The 21,550-nt window shown below is 69.8% G+C and carries 20 protein-coding genes; 9 read left to right on the top strand and 11 right to left on the bottom strand.

Annotated features, from left to right (window positions below):
* Window positions 1–48 precede the first annotated feature (48 nt).
* The 6 genes from AL072_RS01625 to AL072_RS01650 form a co-directional block, all read right to left on the bottom strand.
* Window positions 49–903, bottom strand: coding sequence for an ABC transporter permease (locus AL072_RS01625; RefSeq protein WP_342669585.1), 855 nt, complete (start codon window positions 901–903; stop codon window positions 49–51).
* Entirely contained in the window at window positions 896–1,669 is a 774-nt protein-coding gene (locus AL072_RS01630; protein ID WP_045581786.1) for an ABC transporter ATP-binding protein, read from the bottom strand. Before AL072_RS01630 ends, AL072_RS01625 begins: the two co-directional genes overlap by 8 nt.
* Before the next feature lie 203 nt (window positions 1,670–1,872).
* Entirely contained in the window at window positions 1,873–2,208 is a 336-nt protein-coding gene (locus AL072_RS01635; protein ID WP_045581785.1) for a hypothetical protein, read from the bottom strand.
* Between the two features lie 72 nt (window positions 2,209–2,280).
* On the bottom strand, window positions 2,281–3,441 hold the full coding sequence (locus tag AL072_RS01640) for an ABC transporter permease (RefSeq protein ID WP_045581784.1): 1,161 nt from the start codon (window positions 3,439–3,441) through the stop codon (window positions 2,281–2,283).
* The gene (locus AL072_RS01645; RefSeq protein WP_045581783.1) at window positions 3,438–4,316 is read right to left on the bottom strand and encodes an ABC transporter permease; all 879 of its coding nucleotides are present in this window, start codon (window positions 4,314–4,316) and stop codon (window positions 3,438–3,440) included. Before AL072_RS01645 ends, AL072_RS01640 begins: the two co-directional genes overlap by 4 nt.
* A complete protein-coding gene (locus tag AL072_RS01650) occupies window positions 4,309–5,184 on the bottom strand; it encodes an ABC transporter ATP-binding protein (protein ID WP_425388564.1) in 876 nt (291 codons plus the stop codon). The genes AL072_RS01645 and AL072_RS01650 overlap by 8 nt, the downstream gene beginning before the upstream one ends.
* Before the next feature lie 193 nt (window positions 5,185–5,377).
* On the opposite strand from AL072_RS01650, the gene AL072_RS01655 reads away from it, so the two are divergent.
* Window positions 5,378–6,019, top strand: coding sequence for a hypothetical protein (locus tag AL072_RS01655; protein WP_045581782.1), 642 nt, complete (start codon window positions 5,378–5,380; stop codon window positions 6,017–6,019).
* A gap of 135 nt (window positions 6,020–6,154) precedes the next feature.
* Here the strand turns inward: AL072_RS01655 and AL072_RS01660 are convergent, their stop codons facing one another.
* Entirely contained in the window at window positions 6,155–6,418 is a 264-nt protein-coding gene (locus AL072_RS01660) for a DUF3126 family protein (RefSeq protein ID WP_082108912.1), read from the bottom strand.
* Window positions 6,419–6,693: 275 nt separating this feature from the next.
* On the opposite strand from AL072_RS01660, the gene AL072_RS01665 reads away from it, so the two are divergent.
* Window positions 6,694–7,668, top strand: coding sequence for a caspase family protein (locus AL072_RS01665; protein ID WP_060721685.1), 975 nt, complete (start codon window positions 6,694–6,696; stop codon window positions 7,666–7,668).
* Between the two features lie 32 nt (window positions 7,669–7,700).
* Complete coding sequence (locus AL072_RS01670) at window positions 7,701–8,501, top strand: hypothetical protein (RefSeq protein WP_144428104.1); 801 nt, start codon at window positions 7,701–7,703, stop codon at window positions 8,499–8,501.
* Between the two features lies 1 nt (window position 8,502).
* Here AL072_RS01670 and AL072_RS01675 read toward each other — a convergent pair whose 3' ends face one another.
* Entirely contained in the window at window positions 8,503–10,971 is a 2,469-nt protein-coding gene (locus tag AL072_RS01675; protein ID WP_082108977.1) for an ankyrin repeat domain-containing protein, read from the bottom strand.
* Window positions 10,972–11,187: 216 nt separating this feature from the next.
* Between AL072_RS01675 and AL072_RS01680 the strand changes: the two genes are divergently transcribed.
* From AL072_RS01680 to AL072_RS01695, 4 genes are all read left to right on the top strand, one after another.
* On the top strand, window positions 11,188–12,114 hold the full coding sequence (locus AL072_RS01680) for an ROK family protein (protein WP_045581780.1): 927 nt from the start codon (window positions 11,188–11,190) through the stop codon (window positions 12,112–12,114).
* A gap of 200 nt (window positions 12,115–12,314) precedes the next feature.
* Complete coding sequence (locus tag AL072_RS01685) at window positions 12,315–12,527, top strand: hypothetical protein (RefSeq protein ID WP_245636722.1); 213 nt, start codon at window positions 12,315–12,317, stop codon at window positions 12,525–12,527.
* Window positions 12,528–13,467: 940 nt separating this feature from the next.
* Window positions 13,468–14,268, top strand: coding sequence for a trehalose-phosphatase (otsB, locus tag AL072_RS01690; RefSeq protein ID WP_045581779.1), 801 nt, complete (start codon window positions 13,468–13,470; stop codon window positions 14,266–14,268).
* A gap of 74 nt (window positions 14,269–14,342) precedes the next feature.
* On the top strand, window positions 14,343–14,579 hold the full coding sequence (locus tag AL072_RS01695; RefSeq protein WP_045581778.1) for a hypothetical protein: 237 nt from the start codon (window positions 14,343–14,345) through the stop codon (window positions 14,577–14,579).
* Window positions 14,580–14,602: 23 nt separating this feature from the next.
* Here the strand turns inward: AL072_RS01695 and AL072_RS35480 are convergent, their stop codons facing one another.
* Both AL072_RS35480 and prfB read right to left on the bottom strand, forming a co-directional pair.
* Window positions 14,603–14,830 (bottom strand): peptidoglycan-binding domain-containing protein, encoded by a 228-nt coding sequence (locus AL072_RS35480; protein ID WP_245636723.1) that lies wholly within the window; start codon window positions 14,828–14,830, stop codon window positions 14,603–14,605.
* Between the two features lie 227 nt (window positions 14,831–15,057).
* Window positions 15,058–16,189, bottom strand: a protein-coding gene (gene prfB / locus AL072_RS01705; RefSeq protein WP_144428105.1) for a peptide chain release factor 2 whose coding sequence is annotated in 2 segments (ribosomal slippage) — window positions 15,058–16,119 and window positions 16,121–16,189 — 1,131 coding nt in all. Because the reading frame shifts where the segments join, the coding sequence is not laid out codon by codon here.
* Window positions 16,190–16,479: 290 nt separating this feature from the next.
* On the opposite strand from prfB, the gene AL072_RS01710 reads away from it, so the two are divergent.
* Together AL072_RS01710 and AL072_RS01715 are read left to right on the top strand one after the other, a co-directional pair.
* Window positions 16,480–17,961 (top strand): MBOAT family O-acyltransferase, encoded by a 1,482-nt coding sequence (locus AL072_RS01710; protein ID WP_245636724.1) that lies wholly within the window; start codon window positions 16,480–16,482, stop codon window positions 17,959–17,961.
* A 24-nt stretch (window positions 17,962–17,985) separates the two neighbouring features.
* Window positions 17,986–18,936, top strand: a complete 951-nt coding sequence (locus tag AL072_RS01715) for an SGNH/GDSL hydrolase family protein (RefSeq protein ID WP_045581775.1) — start codon at window positions 17,986–17,988, stop codon at window positions 18,934–18,936.
* Window positions 18,937–18,976: 40 nt separating this feature from the next.
* On the opposite strand, the gene AL072_RS01720 is transcribed toward AL072_RS01715, so the two are convergent.
* Window positions 18,977–21,520 (bottom strand): penicillin-binding protein 1A, encoded by a 2,544-nt coding sequence (locus AL072_RS01720; protein WP_045581774.1) that lies wholly within the window; start codon window positions 21,518–21,520, stop codon window positions 18,977–18,979.
* Window positions 21,521–21,550 lie beyond the last annotated feature (30 nt).

Below are 21,550 nucleotides of genomic sequence, written 5' to 3' on the forward strand. Positions count from 1 at the left end.
AGTCCTCCCAGTGCAGCTTGGTTCAGGTTTCTTGGGAAAAAGAGGCGGTCAGCGCCAGTTCAGCAGGCGCCGTTCGAGCTGCGACAGCACCGTGCCGATGGCGAGCCCCATCAGCGACAGCACCAGCACGCCGGCCAGCAGCGTGTCGGTCTGCATCAGGTTGCCGGCCATCAGCACGAAGGCGCCGATGCCGTATTCGGCGCCGATCATCTCGGCGGCGACCACCAGGATCAGCGCGATCGAGGCGGTGATGCGGAAACCGGCCAGGATGCCCGGCAGAGCGCCCGGCAGCACGATGGAGCGCAGGATCGACCGCCAGGGCAGGCCGAAGCTCTGCGCCATGCGGATCAGGTTGCGCGGCACCTGGTCGATGGCGCTGTAGGTGGCGATGACGGTGGGGAAGAAGACGCCGAAGCCGATGGTGGCGAATTTCGACGGCTCGCCGATGCCGAACCACAGGATGAACAGCGGCAAGAGCGCGATCTTCGGGATCGGGAAGAAGGCCGACACCAGCGGCACCCCCACCGCGCGGGCGGTGGAGAAGATGCCCATGGCGAAGCCGACCAGCATGCCGCCCAGCGTGCCCAGCACCCAGCCGACGGCGATCCGCCCCAGCGACGCCTTCAGGTTCAGCCACAGCGAGCCGTCCGTCACCATGCCGGCGAGCGCCCGGCCGACCGCGCTCGGCGGTGGCAGGAACAGCGGGCTGGCGAGGCCGAGGCGGCTCGCCCCCTCCCACAGCGCGATCAGGAGGGCGAAGGCCGCCAGCGCCGCCCAGGGATGGCGTTTCACGGTGAAGCCGCCGCCGCGGAAGCGGACGGGCTGCGCCGTTCCGGAAATGACGGGGGCGGGGACAGGCGCGGCGACCGGCGCGGCCGCCGAGGGGTTCAGGCTGTCAGGCACGGGCGATCTCCCGGTCGGCCATCTGGGCTTCGGCCTTCATCAGGTGCCACAGGCGTTCGCGCACCTGCGCCAGATGGGCCTGGGCCGACGGCTCCTGCCGACGATCCCGCGGCTCCTCGATGGCGACCAGTTCGCGGACGCGGCCGGGGCGGCGGCTCAGCACGCAGACACGGTCGGCCAGCCGCAGGGCCTCGTCCAGATTGTGGGTGACGTAGAGGGCGGTGGTCTTCTCCCGCCGCCACAGCTCCAGGAAATCGTCCATCAGCAGTTCGCGCGTCTGGGCGTCCAGCGCCGACAGCGGCTCGTCGAGCAGGAGCATGGCCGGACGCACCGCCAGCGCGCGGGCGATGCCGACCCGCTGGCGCATGCCGCCGGACAGCTGCTTGGGCAGCGCCTTGCGGAACTCCCACAGCCCCATGCGGCGCAACCCGCTGTCGATACGCTCGCGCCGTTCGGCGGATGAGAGCGGGTGATGCTCCAGCACCAGGGCGACATTGTCCTCCACACTGCGCCAGGGCAGCAGGGCGAAGTCCTGGAAGATGAAGGTGATCGGGTTGAGGCAGCCGGCGGGCAGGTCGCCTTCGACCCGGACCGTGCCGGAGGTCGGGGCGACGATGCCGCCGGCGATGCCGAGCAGCGTCGATTTTCCGCAGCCGCTGGGGCCGATCACGGCCAGGATTTCGCCCTCCGCCAATGCCAGATCGATGCCGTCGAGCACGGTCAGATCGTCATAGCGGTGGGTCAGGTTGGAAACGAGAAGCCTCATCGCGCCCTATGTGTCGCTTTGCACGTCCCGCCGGCTGGGAAAACCGACTGTTCGTTGGGCTTGCCACTATAGCGCGGCGATCCGGCGGCACGCAGCGGAAAGGAGATTCGCATTCCAGCCATACGACGGTATGACCATGGTGAAAACGCGTCAATTTCCGACAAAAGCCCCGCATTCCGTCCTGTCGCCTTCGCGACAGCCGGTCAGGCGGTCCCGCTCACCGCGCCGGTGCCGCCCGGCCTGCCGTCGAGCACGCGCAACGCGGCGGCGCAGCGGCCGACCGCCTCCTCCGCCTGGGCATGGCGCTCCCCCAGCCCGGCCTCGTCGATCTCGTCGGGGGTCATCGCCTGCAACAGGACGCGCAGGGTGCGGACATAGGTGCGCAGGAGCGTGGCTTCCTCGGCGTGGTTGCCCAGCAGCCCGGCTTGCCCCGCGGCGCGCAGGGCGACCAGTTCGCCGTCGAGCGAGGCCGCGGCCAGTTCGATGGCCTGCAAGGCCCGCGTCAGGCGGACATGCTTCAGTACGACGATGTCGGCCATGCCCACCTCCCCTCCCGGCTGGAACGGCAGGCACGAAGCAACCGGCGTGCCAGAGCCGGGGAGTGCCGGGGTTCAGCGTTGCCGCATCGACGGATGCCAGGAGGTGGTCAGCCGCTCCACCAGCGCCAGGCCGCCATAAAGGCCGGAGCCGGTCAGCGCCGCCACCGCGATGGTCGCCCACACGATGTCCAGGTTCATCCGCGCCACCTCGGTGGAGATGCGGAAGCCCATGCCGACCACCGGCGTGCCGAAGAACTCGGCGACGATGGCGCCGATCAGCGCCAGCGTCGAATTGATCTTCAACCCGTTGAACAGGAAGGGCAGCGCGTTCGGCAGCCGCAGCTTGACCAGCGTGCGCGCATGGCCGGCGGCATAGGAACGCATCAGGTCGAGCTGGATGCGCTCGGAGTTGCCGAGCCCGGCCAGCGTGTTGATCAGCATCGGGAAGAAGGTCATGACGACGATCACCGCCGCCTTCGACTGCCAGTCGAAGCCGAACCACATCACCATGATCGGCGCGATGCCGACCACCGGAATGGCGCTGGCGAGATTGCCGAGCGGCAGAAGTCCGCGGGCAAGAAAGGGCACCCGGTCGGCAAGAATCGCCACCAGGAAACCGGCGCCGCAGCCCATGACATAGCCGCGCAGCACCGAGGTCAGCACCGTCTGGCGGAAATCGTCCCACAGCACAGGTGCATTGACGGCCAGCGCCGCGGCGATGCGGCTCGGCGGCGGCAGCAGGATGGCCGGCACCTGGAAGCCGCGCACCAGCACCTCCCACCCGACCAGCAGGCCGAGGCCGAAGAGGCCGGGCACGATGACGGCGCGCGTCCAGCCCGGCACGCCGGCCAGCACCGCCATCACCCGCCACAGCAGCAGCGTCGCCGCCAGCAGGAACAGCCACAGCCCCCAGCCGGCCGACAGGTCGACCCCCTCGTTCAACAGATGCAGCGGCAGCAGCCAGGCCAGCGCCACCCCCGCCAGCTCGGCCCAGGCACCCCAGACCCGCTTCGGCGCGCTGGCCCCGGCGACGACCGCCAGCACCACGCCGATCAGGAACAGCGGCGCCATCGTCCCGCCGAACCAGCCCACCGCCCCGCCGGCCCCCCCATCCGCCAGCCGTCCCAGCGGCAGCGCCAGCGCGGCCAGCGCCGGCAGCGCGATGGCGACCAGCCCCCAGTCGGCGGCGGTGCGCAGGCTGGTGCGATAGGGAGTCGTCGTCGCATCGCTCATCGCGCACCCGCCCGGCCCAGCAGCACCAGTTCCATTCCGCGCACGACGGCGATCAGCACCACCGACAGCAGCGAGGCCATGATCAGCGCCGCCCAGATCTGCACCGTCTGGCCATAATAGGACCCCGACAGCAGCCGCGCCCCCAGCCCGGCCTGTCCGCCGGTCGGCAGCTCGCCGACGATGGCGCCGACGACGCTGATGGCGACCGACACCTTGAGGCTTGCGAACAGGAACGGCATCGAGGCCGGCAGCCGCAGCGACCAGAAGGCCCGGATCCCGCTCGCCGAATAGGTCCGCATCAGGTCGAGCCACAGCGGATCGGCGGAGCGCAGCCCCTTCACCATGCCGACGGTGATCGGGAAGAAGCACAGATACATGCAGATCACCGCCTTCGGCAGCAGCCCGGTCAGGCCGATGTTGCCGAGGATGACGACGATCATCGGCGCGATCGCCAGGATAGGGATGGTCTGGGACGCGATGACCCAGGGTAGCAGGCTGGCCTCCAGCGTGCGGGTGTAGACGATGCCGGCGGCCAGCAGGATGCCCAGCACCAGCCCCATCGCCAGCCCGGTCAGCGCGGCTTCCGCCGTCACCCAGGCGTGGAACAGCAGGTTGCGCGGGCTGGAAAGGGCATAGCCGGTCAGCGAGTTCCACAGCTCGACCGCCACCTGGCCGGGGGTGGGCAGGATCGGCCGCTTCATGGCATAGGCCTGGGCCAGCACGTCCCAAAATCCGGCGGGGCCGAAGCCGGCTGGCTTGCCCGCGCGGGCCAGCGTCTCCGCCGCCTGCGGCCAGTTCAGCCACGCCGCCCCGGCGTACCAAGCCGCCAGCACGAGCAGCGTCATCACGGTCACGGGAAGAGCACGCTTAATCATCGTAGCTGTGCCCCTCCTTCAGCCCCTCGCGGACGCGGTGGGCGATGGCGGCGAATTCCGGCGACTCGCGGATGTCGAGCGTCCGTTCGCGCGGCAGGGAGTTGCAGTCGATGACGTCGAGGATGCGGCCGGGGCGCGGGCTCATCACCACGATGCGGGTCGACAGGAACACCGCCTCGGCGATGGAATGGGTGACGAAGACGCAGGTCTTGCCGGTCGCCCGCCACAGCTGGGTCAGATGCAGGTTCAGATGGTCGCGGGTGATCTCGTCGAGCGCACCGAACGGCTCGTCCATCAGCAGCAGGTCGGGCTGCAACGCCAGCGCCCGGGCGATGGACACGCGCTGCTGCATGCCACCCGACAGCTGCCAGGGGAATTTGCGCTCGAAACCCGACAGTCCGACGCGCTCCAGCTGCTCGCGGGCGCGGGCCTGCCGCTCGGCACGGGCGACGCCCATGATCTCCAGCGGCAGCATGACGTTGCGTTCCACCGTGCGCCAGGGATAGAGCGCCGGCGCCTGGAACACATAGCCGTAGAGCCGCTTCAGCCGCGCCTGCTCCGGTGTCATGCCTTCGATGGCGATATGGCCGGAGGTGGCGCGCTCCAGGTCGGCGATGACGCGCAGGAGGGTGGTCTTGCCGCAGCCGCTGGGGCCGATCAGCGAGACGAAATCGCCGCGGAAGATGGTCAGGTCGACCTCGCTCAGCGCCGTCACCGGCTTGTCCGCGGTGGGATAGACAAGGGAGAGCTTGCGCGCCTCCACCACGGTCGGGGCGGCTGTCTGGGAAGCGGACGGCGAAGCGGGCTGTTCCGTGCCGGATCGGGGAGCGGTCGCCTCCCTGGCATCGAACGGATTGGGGGCGGTCACGGGTGACGGTCCTTCACGGCGGGTCGGTCGGGAGGAAAGCAACGGCACGCTATCACCGCCCCGGTTGCGGCACCAGGGTCGCGGCAACTCAGTGGCCGGGATCGGACGTAGGGAAACGAGCAGAAAGGACTGGACGGCCCGCAACCCGCCGGACCAGGATCACCGCCCCGCCTCCGCCCCAGTTCACGCCGACATGCCCGCCGCCAAGCCGCCGCCCAGGACGCCGCCAAGCCTCGAGATCAAGCGCGACGACAGCGCGGGCGGAACCGTGTTCGTCGCCACGCCGGTGCTGACGCCGATGATCCGCACGCGCTATCTGCTGATCGCCGGCCTGCTGGCGACCGGCTTCATCGCCGGGGCCGGGCTGGCGCCGGAGGAGATCGGCGGCATGCTGCAATGGCTGGCCGTCTTCTGCGCGGTGCCGGTGCTGCTGCTGTGGGTGGTGACGCTGACGGAGACGGTGCAGCGCCGTGCCGTGCGACTGGGCGTGACCGACCGCGGCCTGACGGTGGACGGCGCGCGCATCCACCCGCACGAGACGATCCGCGACCTGGCGCTGTACCCGATGGTCGGCGGCAAGCCGCTGTTCGTGGCCTGGATCGATCCGTCGCACGATTACGGCCACCGGGCGGAGATGGCGCTGGTCGCCGGCAACGTGGCGCCGAACGACGCGGTGAAGGCCGAACTGAAGGCCGCCGGCAGCCGCAACGTGCGGCTGGTCATGCACCGGCGCGGCGGGCACAACGCCATCGTGCTGGTCCGCGGCCTGACGCTTCCGGCCGGACAGACCCTGCTGGCGTCCCTGGCTGCGGAGCTTCGCGCCCGCAGCCGCTAGATCGGATCGCGCAAAATCGGCATCGATTTGAAGCGTGACTCCGATCGCCAAAACATAAGGCCAGGGTTTCGTGCGTTTCATATCAAACGCACGAAACTCCAGGGCGGACAGCCTGGGATCGAGCCTGGACCAGGGTCAGCGGCGCGGAATGGCCGGCGGCTCCGGCAGATCCTCTTCCAGGATGACGACGTTCAGGGCGTAGGAGATCTCGCCCTCATCCTCGTCCCGGTTCAATGTGCCGAAGAACTCGCCATCCACCGTCACCTCGGCCGACTGGCCGGCCTTGGCCGGCGGCTCGATCACGATCTTGGGGTTGCCCAGCGTCTTGCGCAGATACATCTGCACGCGGGCGATTTCGGTGTCGGACATCCGGACGACGGACGGCTTGGCGGGCGGCATGGCGAACCTCGTTGTCTGCGAAGGACCGTTCATATAGGCGGCTTCGCCGCGAAGGGAAAGCGATACCTCGCGACATCCGTACCGTGTGCCGCACCCCCCGCACCGTCCACGCGGGGTAACGCCGCCACGACGGCCGGACCCGAAAGAGCGGGGCTGTGCAACGGCGGAAAAGGCTATGCTCCCGACGGCGGTACGCCAGCCCGGCCGGGCGGCGGCAAGGATGCCGCCGGAAAGACGGCCGGAAAGACGGCCCGAATGACGAGGGACCGAACGCCTTGACGACGAATGCCCAGTTCCGCACCCGTACGCCGTTTTGCACCCTGCCCGTCAGCAGGCCCGTCAGCAGTCGGTGGAAAAGGCTGCTGGCCGGCACGGCGCTGGCGCTGGCGCTGGCGCTGCTGGCCGCCGCCCCCATCGACCGTCCGGCCCGGGCCGACACCGGGAAGCGTGTGGCGCTGGTCATCGACAACGGCCGCTACGCCGGGCTCGACGGCCGCTCCGACCGGGCGGCCGCCAACGCCTCGGCCATGGCGTCGGCCCTGCGCCGCGCCGGGTTTTCGGTGACGCGTGCGGACGATGTCGGACGGGTCGCCATGGAATCGTCGCTGGAGCGTTTCCGCGAGGCGCTGGCGGGTGCCGATCTCGGCTTCGTCTATTACACAGGGCTCGCGGTCGGTCTGGGGGAGCGGGAATTCCTGCTGCCGGCCGACGCCGCGCCTGCGGGAGCCGAGGATCTGCCGCGCGCCGCCCTGGACCTCGACATGCTGCTCGGCGACCTGAGGGATGGCGGGCGCAAGGCGGTGGTGGTGATCGACCCGACCGCCGGCGATGCGCTGGCCCGGCGGGTCGGCGGCGGGGCACTGGGCACGCCGATGGAGGCGGACGGCCTGTTCGTCGTCTACGCCCACCGTCCCGGCGTGCCGCCGGTGCCGCCACGGCCGGAGAAGGGGCCTGGCATCTTCGCCGCCGCGCTGGCCCGCGAGATGGTCAGGCCCGGCATTCCCTTCCGCGAGTCGCTGGCCGAAGTGGCGCGCGTGGTGGCCGAGCGCAGCGACGGGCAACAGCTGCCCTGGCTGCAGGACCGGCTGGGCGACCCGCTGGTGCTGGTTCCGGCGGTCGCCGCCGCGGCCAAACCCCCGAATGCCTTGCCAGACGGCCAGACGGCCGACCAGTCCGGACAACCCCAAGCCCAGCAGAGCCGCAAGGCTACCCCGGCCAAGGAACCGCCGGCCATGGCCCCCCGGTGGTGACGACCCCCAGCCTTCCGCCCGGCGCGTACGAGATGGCGAAGTCCGGCGTGCTGTTCGACCGGCCGGCCGTCGGCGCCCAGGGGGTGGCGCAACTTCCGGCCGGCACGATGGTGACGGTGCTGGAGGCTGTGCCGGAGGGAAGCTGGCTGCGGGTGCGCGCCGCGTCCGGGCCCTCGTCCGGACGGATCGGCTATGTCACCGCGGGCGCCCTCGCCGCCCGCTGGGCCGATCCGTCGCCGCAGGCCGCCCGCCCGCGCGGCACGGTGGAGGCCGAAATCGGGGCCGGCCCGTCCTTCGGCGATCCCGCACCGGAGCCGCCGGCCACCGGCGCCTCCGACCCGCTCCAACCGGAGTCCGCAAGAAGCTTCCCCACCCTTCCGCCCGGTGCGGGACCGGCCGGTCCCGACGGTCCCGCCATCGGTGCGGAGCAGCAGGCGATGCGTGCGCTGGGCGACGCCCGCACCGCGGCGGACCGGGCCCGCAGCCGTCCCGACAGCCGCTATTGGACCTACGGCTTCCCGGCCGGCGACCGCTATGAAGGTGCCTGGGCGCAGCCATCCTCCAATTCGGGGGCGAATTCAGGGCCAAATCCGGGGCTGGGCCGGCCGGTCCGCCAGGGGGTGGGCGTCTACCGCTTCGCCAACGGCCAGACCTATGAGGGGGAATGGTCGGGCGACCTGATGTCGGGCTATGGCGTGATGACCTTCACGGACGGCAGCCGCTTCGCCGGGCGCTTCAGCAACGGCCAGCCGGACGGGCCGGGCATCTTCCACTATTCGAACGGCGGACAGAGCGCCGGCCAATGGCGCGGTTCCGTCCGCCTCGACCAGTAGGTCAGCGCGGCTTCAGCGCCTCCACCACCTGGACATGCCCCTGCAGCGCGCCCAGCGTCAGGGCGGAGTTGCCGTTGGCGTCCATGCGGTAGGGGTTGGCGCCATGGTCGAGCAGCAGGCGGGCCACCGCCTCGTGCCCGTTGTTGGCGGCATACATCAGCGCCGACCAGCCATAGGCGGTGGTGCGGTCGACCATGATCCCGCGCTGGAGCAGCGTACGCGCCACCTCCTCGTGCCCGCGGGCGGCGGCGGCCATCAGCGCGGTCTTGCCGTCGCTGTTGGTGGCGTCCAGCTCAGCTCCGCCGTCGGCCAGCGCCCGGACCGCGGCGTCATGCCCGCCCCAGGCGGCATACATCACCGCGGTCGCGCCGTCGGACGTCCGCAGGTCGGTGCGGGCGCGGCGCTCCAGCAGGACGCGCACCGCGTCGGTCAGCCCCTGTTCGGCGGCGATCATCAGCAGGGTCTTGCCGCTGTCCAGACGGGTGTCCGGGCTGGTGCCGCCCTGGAGCGTCCGCGACAGCTCCGCCGGGTTGCGCAGCAGGGCCAGCACCGATTCGCGGTCCTGCAAGCCGGGAATGGCCCTGGCCGGCGCGGTGGGGCCGGCACCGGCGGTCCCCGTGCCGGTTCCCGCCGCAGGTCCGGTGTAGGCACGCTGTTCCGACGCCGCGCGGATGCGGTCGGCCAGATCGGGGCTGTCGGGGGAGACCATCTGCGCCCGCTCGTAGAAGCGCCTGGCTTCCGACCAGTCGCCGTCGCGTTCCGCCATCATCGCCCAGCGCCGATAGGTGTCCTCCATGGTGGTCAGCAGTTCCGCCGCTTCGGGCGCAGCCGGCGCGACCTGACGCAGGCGCTGGATCGTCTCATACGCATTGTCGCCGGGCGGGGTGGTCAGGCGCTTGCCGGCGATCTGGCGGCGGGCCTGGTCGACCATCGCGCGCACCCGCTGCGCAGCCTCGGCGTCCGGCACGGCCGGTTGCGGCACCGCCGGGATCGCCGGGGTTGCCGACGGCTCCTCCAGCGGCGGCAGCGAGGCGCTGCCCGGCGCCGCCTCCGCAGTCCCGCCGGATGCGGTCCCGCCCGAAAGGGAAGCGGCAGACCTGGAGCCCGGCGTCGGGGCCGCGACGGTCGGCTGGGCCGGCTGGACCATCGCTGTCTGGGTCTGGGTCTGGGTCTGGGTCGGGACGGTCGCCGACGGGGCCACGGAGGCCGGGACCGCCGGCTTCGTCACCGTCAGGGTGCCGGCCGCAGGTCCCTCGGCCGTCGTGGCTGGCGGAACGGCGGATGCCCTTGCGAGGGGCACGGTTTGAACGGTCGGCGCCGGGGTGGCGATGGGCGTGGAGCGGGCCGCCGGCATGCCGGCGGCGGCCTGCGGGCCAGCCGGTGCGCCGCCGCCGCCCAGCCCCTGCACGGTCCGCTCGACGGCGGCACGCGCGCGGGTCCAACCCTCTTCGATCATCGCCAGCGCCCGGCCGGGCGAGGCGCCGGGCACCGCCGTGGCGATGGCCGCACCGGCGGCCCCCAGCAGGACGAGCGTGGTCAGCGCCGCACCGGCATACAGGGCGGTCCGGCGCGGCGCCTGCCCGGCCATCCGACCGGCGGGCATCACACCGGGAGGCACCGCAGCGCCGGAACCTGCCGCCGCTTCGGCGCCACGGTCGCTCCAATCGTAATCGCCCGCTCCCTGCCCGGCCAACCGTTGCTCGGCCAACCCTTGCTCGGCGGACCAGTCGTTGGCCGGCGGAACGGCGGCGGAGGGCTGAACTGCCGGAGACGGAGCCGCCAGGATCGGCGCCGGACGCTGTACCGGTGCGGGGATGGGTGTGGCGGAAGGCGGAGAGGCCGGCGCATCGTCGGCAACCCCACCGCCTGCACTGCCGCTGCCGGGCATCAGGCGGTAGACCACTCCCAGTTCACGGAGCTCGCCGGCCAGCCCGGCACGCGCCAGCGTCGCTTCCAGCTCGGGCGTGCCGCAGAGCAGCACCTGGAGGAAGCGGCCGGCCGGCGTCTCCGCCCGTGTCAGCTCGACCAGATCGGCCAGCACCGGCGGGGCGAGCACGGCGGCATTGTCGACCGCCAGCAGTCCGGCGCCGGCCAGGTCGAGCCGCTCCTCCAGCGCGCCGATGAGCGCATCGAAGTCGCCGTCGCCCTCCTCGCCCGCTGCCGCCAGATCGGGCAGCGCCCCATTGCCGGCCGCGGCGACCAGATCCTCCAGCTGGGCACCGACCGACGCCATCACCGGAAGCGCCATGGCGCCATCGGCCTCGACATGCTCCACCAGTTGCCGGAACAGCGCGGGCCGCCCGGAGCCCGCATCGCCCAGCAGCACCAGCAGCCGCTTGCGCGCCAGGAAGGCAAGGACGAGTCCATCGCGGATTTCGGCGGGCGTGGCCGCAGGGGTGCCGACGGGATCGTGGTGGCCCGGAGCGGCGCGCCGGGCGCGCGGGGAATGTTTCGGGGCAGAACGGTCCATGGACATCTCAAGACGCCGATCAGTGAAGGAAGCGCTGCTGAGACTCTAGTGATGCGTCCCCCAAGCCCCGACGGGGCAAAGGGCGGTCGCCCCCTCTCTTCCGGGGTGGGTGGATTGACCCTTCCGGCGTGAACGCGGCGCTGGCCCGCCACAAAGGGCGGCGGTATAGGGTTGGCCCCGAAGCACCCCTCCCCCTTCCATCCGGACGGCGACAGCATGCGACTCGGAATCGATTTGGGCGGCACCAAGATCGCGGCCGTGGCGCTCGACGCGGATGGGACGGAATGCGCCCGCCACCGCCGCCCCACCCCCCGCGGCTACGACGCCACGCTGGACGCGCTGGCGGAGACGGTGGCCGCGCTGGACGGCCGATGCGGCGGCGAAACCGGGCCCTGCGATGCCGCCCCCCGTGAAACCGGAAGCGTCGGCATCAGCCTGCCCGGCGTGGTCGATGCCGCCGCCGGCCGGGTGCGGGCGGTCAACCTGCCCTGGCTGGACGGCCGCCCCTTCGCCGAAGACGCGGCGCGGCGGATCGGCCGGCCGGTGCGGATCGCCAACGACGCCAACTGCTTCACCCTGTCGGAGGCAGCGGACGGCGCCGCGGCCGGCGGCGGCGTCGTGCTCGGCATCATCCTCGGCACCGGCGTCGGCGGCGGGATCGTGGTCGATGGGCGCATCCTGCCCGGCGCCAACGGGCTGGCCGGCGAATGGGGCCATGCGCCGCTGCCCTGGCGCGACGACGCCGACGGTCCCGCGGTCGCCTGCGGCTGCGGCAAGAGCGGCTGCCTGGAGACTGTCCTGTGCGGAGCCGGCCTGTCCCGGCTGCACCGCCACCGCACCGGCCTGTCCCTCGACCCGCCGGAGATCGCCGCGCACGCCCTGGCCGGCGATGCGGTGGCGGCGGGAACGCTCGCCCGCCACGCCGATGCGCTGGCCCGCGCCCTCGCCCCGGTGCTTAATCTGCTGGACCCGGACATCGTCGTGGTCGGCGGCGGCCTGTCCGCCCTGCCCGGCCTGTGCGAGACCGTGATGGAACGCTGGGGCGCCTGGACCCTGGCGGCCACGCCGCGCACCCGGATGGCCGTTGCCCGCCATGGCGGCGAGAGCGGCATGCGCGGCGCCGCGCGCCTGTGGCCGGCATGACGCGGCCCTCCGGCCGGCATCCTCGACCCGATCGCAACCAACGATCACGCGCTGGCACGGGACTTGCGCATTCCCGGGTCGGACCGAACGGGGGTATGCCCATGATGCGGAAGAAGTTGGGGACGCGGGCCACGGGCAACGGCGTTCATTTGCATTTTGCAAACCGGAACGCGACACGGCCGGGAAAATCGTCGGCCCATTTGCATTTTGCAAATGACCTGGGCACCGGCCGCCATCTGGAACATGCCTGCGCCCGTTTGCAGGATGCGGCGGTGGAGCTGGAAACGGTGCTGGCACAACTGCCCGGCGACAAACAGGCCGACCTCCATGAGGCCATCGGCTCGATCATGGAGACGCTGCAGCTGATCGCGTCGGCCCATGCCCGGCTGGAGCCGCCCATCGCCGCGGATTGACCATTCACGCCGGCCCGCTCGCCCCCATTTCCCAAACGCGGCGGCGCGAACAATGGCATGAAAAAAAGGCGGTCCGCCGGGACCGCCCTTTTTGCGCGCACCGGTCGGCAGGAGCCGGCCCGATTGCATCCGATCAATCGGTGATGGTCTGCCAGAAGAAGAACGCGACGGCGAGAACCATGATTGCGATGTCCATGGGAACGGCTCCTGTGGATGGCGGCTGGCATGCGTGTTAGACAGGTTCTATACGACAGTTCGCCTGCCGGGGGCAGCCCCTCCGTTCGCCTGCGGCGGTTTTTCGCCCCCAGTCCCGAAAAGCCTGCACCCGTAAAAAAAATATATGAGCTGCCGCATCGGCTGCGGTCCCAACGGCATCCCGGTCGCCGGGCAGGCGCGCTGCCAACCGGACTGCCCCGCGCCGCGACGAGGAACGGCTTGGCCGTTCCGCACGAACCCATTGTCTTAGAATGGTTTTTCGGCAAAGCCGAAGCCCCATGCATGGTCCCTGCACGACCGCCCACGGGACCGCCGATGGGCCGTAAGTGCCTCATCCGGCGGGTCAACCGCTGCGTTCGATGCCTTCGGATCGCAGCGCTATGACTTTTGTCAGGGGTTGCCTTCCCTAGGGGCTTTCTGGCAGAAAAAAGGCCGCTGAATACAGCGGCCTTGAGTTTAGGGAGGAAACGCCCAAGAAGGGCGACGCAGCAATCGCTTGCTGCACTGCAACAGTACCAGAAGCGGGAGGTGCTGCAACCTCCAAAGCCGGCCCCTGCGTGGGGCCGAAGCTTTTAGGGGAAAATGTTGCCGATCGGCCACAGCATGGCCATTCCACGCGTCCGATCCGGGCGGTTCCACGGGCGGTTCCAGGGTTCCGGCCGTTTCCATCCTGCGGCGTGCCGGCCGGTCGCCGCCAGTTCAGGCAACGGCGCGAGGATTCTCCGTGACCTTCTCCACCCCATCCGCCTTTGCGGACTTCGATGCTTTCACCGCGGCTCTCGCCGGCCGCAACCCTGCCCTGTTCCTCGATTACGACGGCACGCTGGCCGCCATCGCCCCGCGGCCGGAACTCGCCGTGATGCCGGAGCAGGCCCGTGCGGTGGTGCGGCGGCTGTCGGCACTGTGCCCGGTGGCGTTCGTCAGCGGCCGCGATCTCGACGACCTCGCCGGGATGGTTGCGGTCGACGGGCTGGTCTATGCCGGCAGCCATGGCTTCGACCTGCGCGGGCCGGACCTGCGCCGTCAGGTCGGGGTCGAGTATCTGCCCGACCTGGACGATGCCGAACGGCATCTGCGCGGTCATCTGGACGGCATCGCCGGCACGCTGGTCGAGCGCAAGCGCTTCGCCATCGCCATCCACACCCGTCAGGTCGCCCCGCCCGACAAGCCGGCGGTCGCCGACGCGGTCCGCGAGGCGGTGGAGACCCGGCCGCGCCTGCGCATGACGGGCGGCAAGGAGTTGTTCGAGCTGCGCCCGAACCTGCCCTGGGACAAGGGCCGTGCCGTTCTCGCCCTGCTGGAGGCGCTGGGACTGGACGGGACCGGAACCGTGCCGATCTATCTCGGCGACGACGAGACCGACGAGGATGCCTTCCGCGCACTGGCCGGACTAGGACCGGCGGCGGGCATCGGCATCCGGGTGATGGAAACCCCCGCGCCGACCGCGGCCGGCTGGAGCCTGCACGACCCCGACCAGGCCGCGGCCTTTCTCGGCCGGCTGGCGGACTGGCTTGCCGCGGGTTAAACCCGGCTCATTCACAAACCCTAAACCCGCCCGCCGCTATCCTGGCCGCTCAACCAGCCGGACAGAACCCGCCCATGGACATCGGATCGGCCACCGCCGCCGCACCCTACCCGCCGCAAAGCAGTGCGGCCGACGGGATGCAGGACGCCCAGGCGCGGGTCGCGGCGGCGTCGGAACAGATCGCTTCTGGCAACCTGGATCCGGCGGTGGTACTCGACCTGAGCTCGGCCCAGGTCGATTTCGCGGCGAACGCCAAGGTGTTGCAGGCCACGCAGGAGAACAGCCGCCGGCTGCTCGACATGCTGGCCTGACCCACCACCAAACCGCGTGCCCGTCAGCGTTTGCCGGGCGCGTAGATCTTCGGCTGGCTGAAGTTCAGATGGTCGAGCAGACCCTGGCTGACGCAGCCGTCGACCGGCAGCTTGGCCGCACGCTGGTAGGAGCGGATCGCCGTACGGGTGCGCGAGCCCATCTTGCCGTCCACCGAACCGGCGTTGAAACCATGCTCGTTCAGCGCCTCCTGGGTGCCCGAGACGAAGGCCTGGTACATCTCCTGCGGCAAGTTATCCGAAGACTCACAGGCTGCAAAGGCCGGCGACGCCATGAGGAGGACTCCGAACAGGGCCGGAAGCAGGTAACGGTTCATAGGACGAATACTCCGGTTGATTGGTCGCACAGGTTCCTGAAACAGCCACGCCGGCTTTTTCATTCCAATAGGCCCAATCGAAAAGGGCGACCTGAATCGAAAAGGGCGGCCACTTGCGGCCGCCCTTCCCATTCCCGGTGCCGTCAGCCGCCCGCGGCGTGGGCATCGTCGCTCTGGCCCTTGATCCTGGAGGCCAGCGCCGCCTCCAGGAAGGGATCGAGCGCCCCGTCCAGCACCGCCTGGCTCTGCGAGGTCTCCACCTCCGTCCGCAGGTCCTTCACCATCTGGTAGGGGTGCAGGACATAGGACCGGATCTGGTGGCCCCAGCCGATGTCGGTCTTGGTCGCTTCCAGCGCGGCGGCGGCATCCTCGCGGATCTTCAGCTCCCGCTCGTACAGGCGGGCGCGCAGCATGTCCCACGCCTTGGCGCGGTTCTTGTGCTGCGACCGCTCCTGCTGGCAACTCACCACGATGTTCGTCGGGATGTGCGTGATGCGCACCGCCGAGTCGGTCTTGTTGATGTGCTGGCCGCCGGCGCCTGACGCCCGGTAGGTGTCGATGCGGCAGTCCTTCTCGTTGATCTCGATGTCGATCTTGTCGTCGATCACCGGAGACACCGAGACGGCGGCGAAGCTGGTCTGGCGCCGCGCCTGGCTGTCGAACGGGCTGATGCGCACCAGACGGTGCACCCCGGCCTCGGTCTTCAGCCAGCCATAGGCGTTGTGGCCCTTGATCTGCACGGTGGCCGACTTGATGCCGGCCTCTTCGCCCGGGGTCTCGTCCAGCCAGTCGGCCTTGTAGCCATGCTGCTCGGCCCAGCGGGTGTACATGCGCATCAGCATCAGCGCCCAATCCTGGGCCTCCGTGCCGCCGGCGCCGGCATTCACCTCGACGAAGCAGTCGTTGGCATCGGCCTCGCCCGACAGCAGGCTTTCGATCTGGAGCTGGTTGGCCCGCTTGCGAAGGCCGTAGAGCTGGGCTTCGGCATCGGCGACGACGGTCGCGTCCCCCTCCAGCTCGCCCATCTCGATCAGTTCCAGGCTGTCGGACAGGTCACGCTCCAGCGCACGGTAGCCGGCGACGGAGGTGTCGAGCTGGGTGCGCTCGCGCATGATGGTCTGGGCGCGCGAGGGATCGTCCCAAAGCTTGGGATCCTCGGCGAGGTTGTTCAGTTCGTCGAGACGCCGCAGTGCATTGTCCCAGTCAAAGATGCCTCCTCAGCAGCGCCAGCGATTCTCTGATCTCGCCGGCGGCCGCTTCGATCTCGGCCCGCATGGCGGTGCCTCCTCGTCAGCCAGAGTTGAAAGATATGTCGGGTGCATATGTAGCGGCTCGGTCTCCGGCTTGCACCCTCTTAATGACCGGCCGGAGGGCGGCAATGCGCGCGTAATGGGATGGCTTGCCACTTTCGTGTATGGCCCAGCCCCGGCTTGGTGGTCCTAACCGTTTGGAATCATCCGCCAAGTTGATTTCAGAGTACGCCCCATAGCCGGCGGCACAACCCTACCGCGGCTGCGGGAAATCGCCGAAATCGTGGTTATCTTCGCCTCCGAACTTCGCCTTTCTTGCGCGGTCGCGCAGAGGCGCCGAGCATCTCTGCCGGGGGCATGATGAGCTTCACCAGCCTGAATTTCCTGCTGTTCATCACGGTATTCAGCGCCGGCTTCATGGCGCTGGCGCGCACGCGCGCCTTCACGCCCTTCCTGCTGGCGGCCAGCTACATCTTCTATGGTTACTGGGATTACCGGTTCTGCGGGCTGCTGGCGCTCAGCACCTTCATCGACTTCTATTGCGGGCTGAAGATCGCCGATTCGACGGACCGCCAGACCAGGAAGCTGTACCTGTTCATCAGCCTGGGCGCCAACCTGGGCATGCTGTTCTACTTCAAATACTACAACTTCTTCGCCGACAGCGCCGAGATCGCGCTGGCCTCGCTGGGGATCGAGATCGGGCGGCGGACGCTGGACATCCTGCTGCCGGTCGGCATCTCCTTCTACACCTTCCAGAATCTCAGCTACGGCATCGATCTCTACACCGGCGAGGTGAAGCAGCCGGAACGGTCGCTGATGCGCTACGCCACCTTCGTCGCCTTCTTCCCGCAGCTGGTGGCCGGCCCGATCGTGCGGGCCCGAGACCTGCTGCCGCAAATCCAGCAGCGCCCGCGCGACATTCCATTCCAGGAACGCTTCGCCGGGCTGGAAAAGGTGATCTGGGGCTATTTCCTGAAGATCGGGCTGGCCGACAACGCCGCGGTGGTGGTCGATGCCCGCTTCCACCAACCGGAATTCTTCAACGCCCTCCAGCATCTCATCGGGCTGGCCTGCTTCTCGCTCCAGATCTACGGCGACTTCGCCGGCTATTCGCTGATCGCCATTGGGCTGGCACAGATCTTCGGCTACACCATGTGCGACAACTTCGCCCGCCCCTATTTCGCCACCGGCATGCGCGACTTCTGGCGGCGTTGGCACATCTCGCTGTCCACCTGGTTCCGCGACTATGTCTATGTGCCGATGGGCGGCAGCCGGACACGCTGGCTGCGCATCCGCAACGTCGTCATCACCATGTTGATCTCCGGCCTGTGGCACGGCGCCAACTGGACCTTCGTGCTGTGGGGCGCCCTGCATGGCGGCCTGATGCTGGTGGAGGACGGCCTGCGCCGGCTGGCCGCCGTCAGCCCGCTGCGGCTGGGCGGCCCGGCGCTGGCCGCCGGCCGGCTGGTGATGGTCGGGCTGGTGTTCGCCGTGGTGACGCTGACCTGGCTGCCCTTCCGCGCCGACAATCTCCAAACCGTGTGGACCATCCTGGGCATCATCGCCGACGGCGATTTCGGCCTCCAGCAGGGCAACCAGCAGGCCAGCTCGCTGCTGCGCGTCGCCGTCACCGGCCTGATCGTGCTGCTGGTCGACGCATTGGTCGAGCGCGGCGCCGGCCGCCGCTATGCCGGAACCAACGTGGTGGCGCGGTCGATGGCCTGCTCCGCCCTGATCCTGGTGATGCTGCTGTTCGGCAGCTTCGCCAACCACGCCTTCATCTATTTCCAGTTCTGACCCGACCGGACGGAGACCACCCCCATGTACCGCCTTCTGGCTTGCATCGTGCTGATCCTCGCCACCGTCACGGCGATGGACCGGGTTCTCGCCTCGGCGCTTGGCGACCTGCTGCTGCGCTCCAGCGACCGCTTCATGGCGATCTACCGCCAGCCGGACCCGGATGCCCGGCCGGTCGATGTGGTCGTGCTCGGCAACTCGCGGGCGGACAACCATTTCCCGGTCTCCGCACTGCGGGAGACGGCCTGCGGCGAGGCGCTGAACCTGGGCATGGGCGGCGCCCCGACCGTGCTGTCGGCGCTGCTGTGGGAGGATTATGTCGAGCGGCATGGCGCCCCGCGCCTGCTTGTGCTGGAGCCGACCGGGCTGGTCGACAACCCGCACGACCTCGCCGACCTGCCGATGCTGGCCCATTACTCGCCGCGCATCGACGCCTTCGTCCGGCAGGAGAACGAGACGCTGTGGCTGGCCAACCATGCCTTCCACCTGATGACCTTCAACAACAACCAGACCATGCGGCTGGCCGCCGGGCTACTGAAGCCGGCCGCCGACCGCACGCTGGTCGGCGCCATCCCCGCCCCGCTGAAGGCCCAGCTCGCCGCCGCCCCCGACGAGCTGATGACCGCCGACGAGGCCAACTGGCGGGCACTCGACCGCATCGTCCGCAGCGCCCGGGAGCATGGCACGCAGGTCGCGGTGGTCGTCACCCCCTATTTCCCGACCTATGCCGGCAAGCTGAGGAATTTCGACGCCTTCTTTGCCGAGTTGAAGACCCGGCTGCCCGCCGGCGTCACCATGATCGACGCCCGCCGCGCCGTGCAGAGGGACGAGCTGTTCATGGACGCCCTGCACGTCAACGAGGACGGGGTGCGCGCCATGTTCGCAGCGCTGGCCCCCGACCTGCGCCCGCTCGGCACCTGCCCGGTCGCACCGGCGGACGCCATCGCCTCGCTGTCGGCACCGGTAGCGCATTGACGAAAGGGGCGCCCGCGAGGACGCCCCTTCGATCTTCCGCTCAGTACAGCCCGCCGGTCCCCAGCGTCGCCGCGGCAGGCGGGGCCGGGACGCCCGGCTGGGTGGCGCCGAAGCCCATGGCGGAATTGGGGCCGGCGTTGGGATCGCCGAAACTCCCCTGGGAGGAGCCGTCCAGCACGATCTGCGGCTGGTCGGGGTTGGGTTCGGTGCCGGGCAGGAAGGCCTCCCAGATCGCGCGGCTGTCGCCGGGCTGGGCCAGCTGGCCATTCGCCGGATTGACGCGGACCAGACGCAGCCCCGGCGGAACGCGGAACGGGGTGGCCGGCTTGTCCTTCAGCGCCACCTGCATGACCTCCTTGAACACCGGCACCGCGGCCGAGCCGCCGGTTTCGTGCCCGCCCAGCGAGCGCGGCTGGTCGAAGCCGATGTAGGTGCCGACCACCAGATCGGGCGAGAAACCCATGAACCACGCGTCATGGCTGTCGTTGGTGGTGCCGGTCTTGCCGGCCAGCGGCTTGCCCAGCGACCTCAGGGCCGCCGCAGTGCCGCGCTGAACCACGCCTTCGAGGATCGAGACGATCTGGTAGGTGGTGCGCGGGTCGTTGACCTGCTCGCGGGTGTCGGGCACCGCCGGCACCGCCATCCCGTCCTTCCAGGCCACGGCGGAGCAGTTTTCGCAGGCGCGGTTGTCGTGGCGGAAGATGGTCTTGCCGTTGCGGTCCTGGACGCGGTCGATGAAGGTCGGCACCACCCGCTTGCCGCCATTGTCGAGCATGGCATAAGCGGTGGACAGCCGCAGCACCGTCGTCTCGCCGGCTCCCAGCGACATCGGCAGGTAGGGCTGGAGGTTGTCGACGATGCCGAACTTCTCGGCCAGCGCCTTGACCTTGTCCATGCCGATCTGCTGGGCGAGGCGGACGGTCATGACGTTGCGCGACTTCTCGATGCCGACGCGCAGCGGGGTCGGGCCGTAGAACTCGTGGCTGTAGTTCTCCGGCCGCCAGACCGGCTGCCCGCCGCCCGGATCGAAGGAGAAGGGCGCGTCCATCACCAGCGACGACGGGGTGAAGCCCTGGTTCAGCGCGGTCAGATAGACGAAGGGCTTGAAGGAGGATCCGGGCTGGCGCAGCGCCTGGGTGGCGCGGTTGAACACGCTCATGGCCGGCGAGAAGCCGCCGACCATCGCCAGCACGCGGCCGGTGTGCGGATCGAGCGCGACCAGCCCGCCCTGCACCGTCGGGATCTGGCGCAGGCCGTAGCTGCCGGGCGGCAGTTCCTTCGCCGCAGCCTTGTCGCCCTTTTTGGCCGGCTTCTCGTCCTCGTCCTTGCCGGCCGGGCCGCTCACCGGCTCGACCAGCAGCAGGTCGCCCAGCTTGGCGACGTCGGACGGCTTGCGGACCGCCGGCCCCAGGGTCTCGCCCTCCTTCCAGGGGCGGGCCCAGCGCAGTTCCGACAGGGGGATGCGGCCGCGGCTGCCGTCGGTCAGCCCGATGTCGAGACCGTCGGCCTGATCGTCCTTCAGCACGACGGCCAGCTTCCAGCCCTCCGACCCGGCGGGCGGCGGCATGGCGGCCAGCTTCTTCGGCCAGTTGTCGAAATTATCCATCCGGCCGACCGGCCCACGCCAGCCATGGCGGCGGTCATAGGCGATCAGCCCGTCGCGCAGAGCCTTGGTCGCCGCCGTCTGCAACTGCGGGTCCATCGAGGCGCGGACCGACAGCCCGCCCTCGTACAGCGCCTGCTCGCCATAGAGCTTCACCAGCTCGCGCCGGATCTCCTCGGCGAAATATTCGGCCGTCACCACCTCCTGGTCGTCGCGCTTGCGGGTCTGCAGCGGCCGGCCCTGCGCGGACTTGGCCTCGTCGGGGGTGATGTAGCCATCCTCCGACATGCGGCCGATCACCCAGTTGCGGCGGGCGATGGCGGCGTCATGCTGGCGTTCCGGGTTGTAGTTGGACGGCGCCTTGGGAAGCGCGGCCAGGAAGGCGACCTCCTCGATGCTCAGCTCGTCCAGCGCCTTGTTGAAATAGTTCATCGCCGCCGCGGCCACGCCGTAGGACCGGTTCCCCAGGAAGATCTCGTTGAGATACAGCTCCATGATGCGGTCCTTGGTGAAGGCCCGCTCGATGCGGACCGCCAGGATCGCCTCCTTGATCTTGCGGGCGAAGGACACCTCGTTGGTCAGCAGCATGTTCTTGGCGACCTGCTGCGTGATCGTGCTGGCGCCCACCGGCCGGCGGTCGCGGCCGAAATTCTCGATGTTGGTCAGGATCGCGCGCAGGATGCCGAGCGGGTCGACGCCCTGGTGTGCGTAGAAATTCTTGTCCTCGGCCGCCATGAAGGCGTTGATGACCCGGCGCGGCATGGCGTCGATCGGCACGAAGACGCGGCGTTCCGAGGCGAATTCGGCCATCAGCCGACCGTCGCCGGCATAGATGCGCGTCGTCACCGGCGGTTCGTAGTTCGCCAGCTTGGTATAGTCGGGCAGGTCGTTGTCGTAATGCTCGAACAGGAAGACCAGCCCCCCGGCGCCGGCAAGCGCCAGCATCACGAAGGCCATCAGCAAGGACAGAAGAAGGCGCATGACCGATCCCGCAAGAAACGACGAAGGACG

The organism is Azospirillum thiophilum (assembly GCF_001305595.1).
Lineage (GTDB): Bacteria > Pseudomonadota > Alphaproteobacteria > Azospirillales > Azospirillaceae > Azospirillum > Azospirillum thiophilum.

Excerpts from the sequence above, each read along its gene's own strand:
- AL072_RS01630 (WP_045581786.1), bottom strand. The coding sequence starts at position 1,669 with ATGAGGCTTCTCGTTTCCAACCTGACCCACCGCTATGACGATCTGACC.
- AL072_RS01635 (WP_045581785.1), bottom strand. The coding sequence starts at position 2,208 with ATGGCCGACATCGTCGTACTGAAGCATGTCCGCCTGACGCGGGCCTTG.
- AL072_RS01640 (WP_045581784.1), bottom strand. The coding sequence starts at position 3,441 with ATGAGCGATGCGACGACGACTCCCTATCGCACCAGCCTGCGCACCGCC.
- AL072_RS01645 (WP_045581783.1), bottom strand. The coding sequence starts at position 4,316 with ATGATTAAGCGTGCTCTTCCCGTGACCGTGATGACGCTGCTCGTGCTG.
- AL072_RS01655 (WP_045581782.1), top strand. The coding sequence starts at position 5,378 with ATGCCCGCCGCCAAGCCGCCGCCCAGGACGCCGCCAAGCCTCGAGATC.
- AL072_RS01660 (WP_082108912.1), bottom strand. The coding sequence starts at position 6,418 with ATGCCGCCCGCCAAGCCGTCCGTCGTCCGGATGTCCGACACCGAAATC.
- AL072_RS01670 (WP_144428104.1), top strand. The coding sequence starts at position 7,701 with ATGGCGAAGTCCGGCGTGCTGTTCGACCGGCCGGCCGTCGGCGCCCAG.
- AL072_RS01675 (WP_082108977.1), bottom strand. The coding sequence starts at position 10,971 with ATGGACCGTTCTGCCCCGAAACATTCCCCGCGCGCCCGGCGCGCCGCT.
- AL072_RS01680 (WP_045581780.1), top strand. The coding sequence starts at position 11,188 with ATGCGACTCGGAATCGATTTGGGCGGCACCAAGATCGCGGCCGTGGCG.
- AL072_RS01695 (WP_045581778.1), top strand. The coding sequence starts at position 14,343 with ATGGACATCGGATCGGCCACCGCCGCCGCACCCTACCCGCCGCAAAGC.
- AL072_RS01715 (WP_045581775.1), top strand. The coding sequence starts at position 17,986 with ATGTACCGCCTTCTGGCTTGCATCGTGCTGATCCTCGCCACCGTCACG.
- AL072_RS01720 (WP_045581774.1), bottom strand. The coding sequence starts at position 21,520 with ATGCGCCTTCTTCTGTCCTTGCTGATGGCCTTCGTGATGCTGGCGCTT.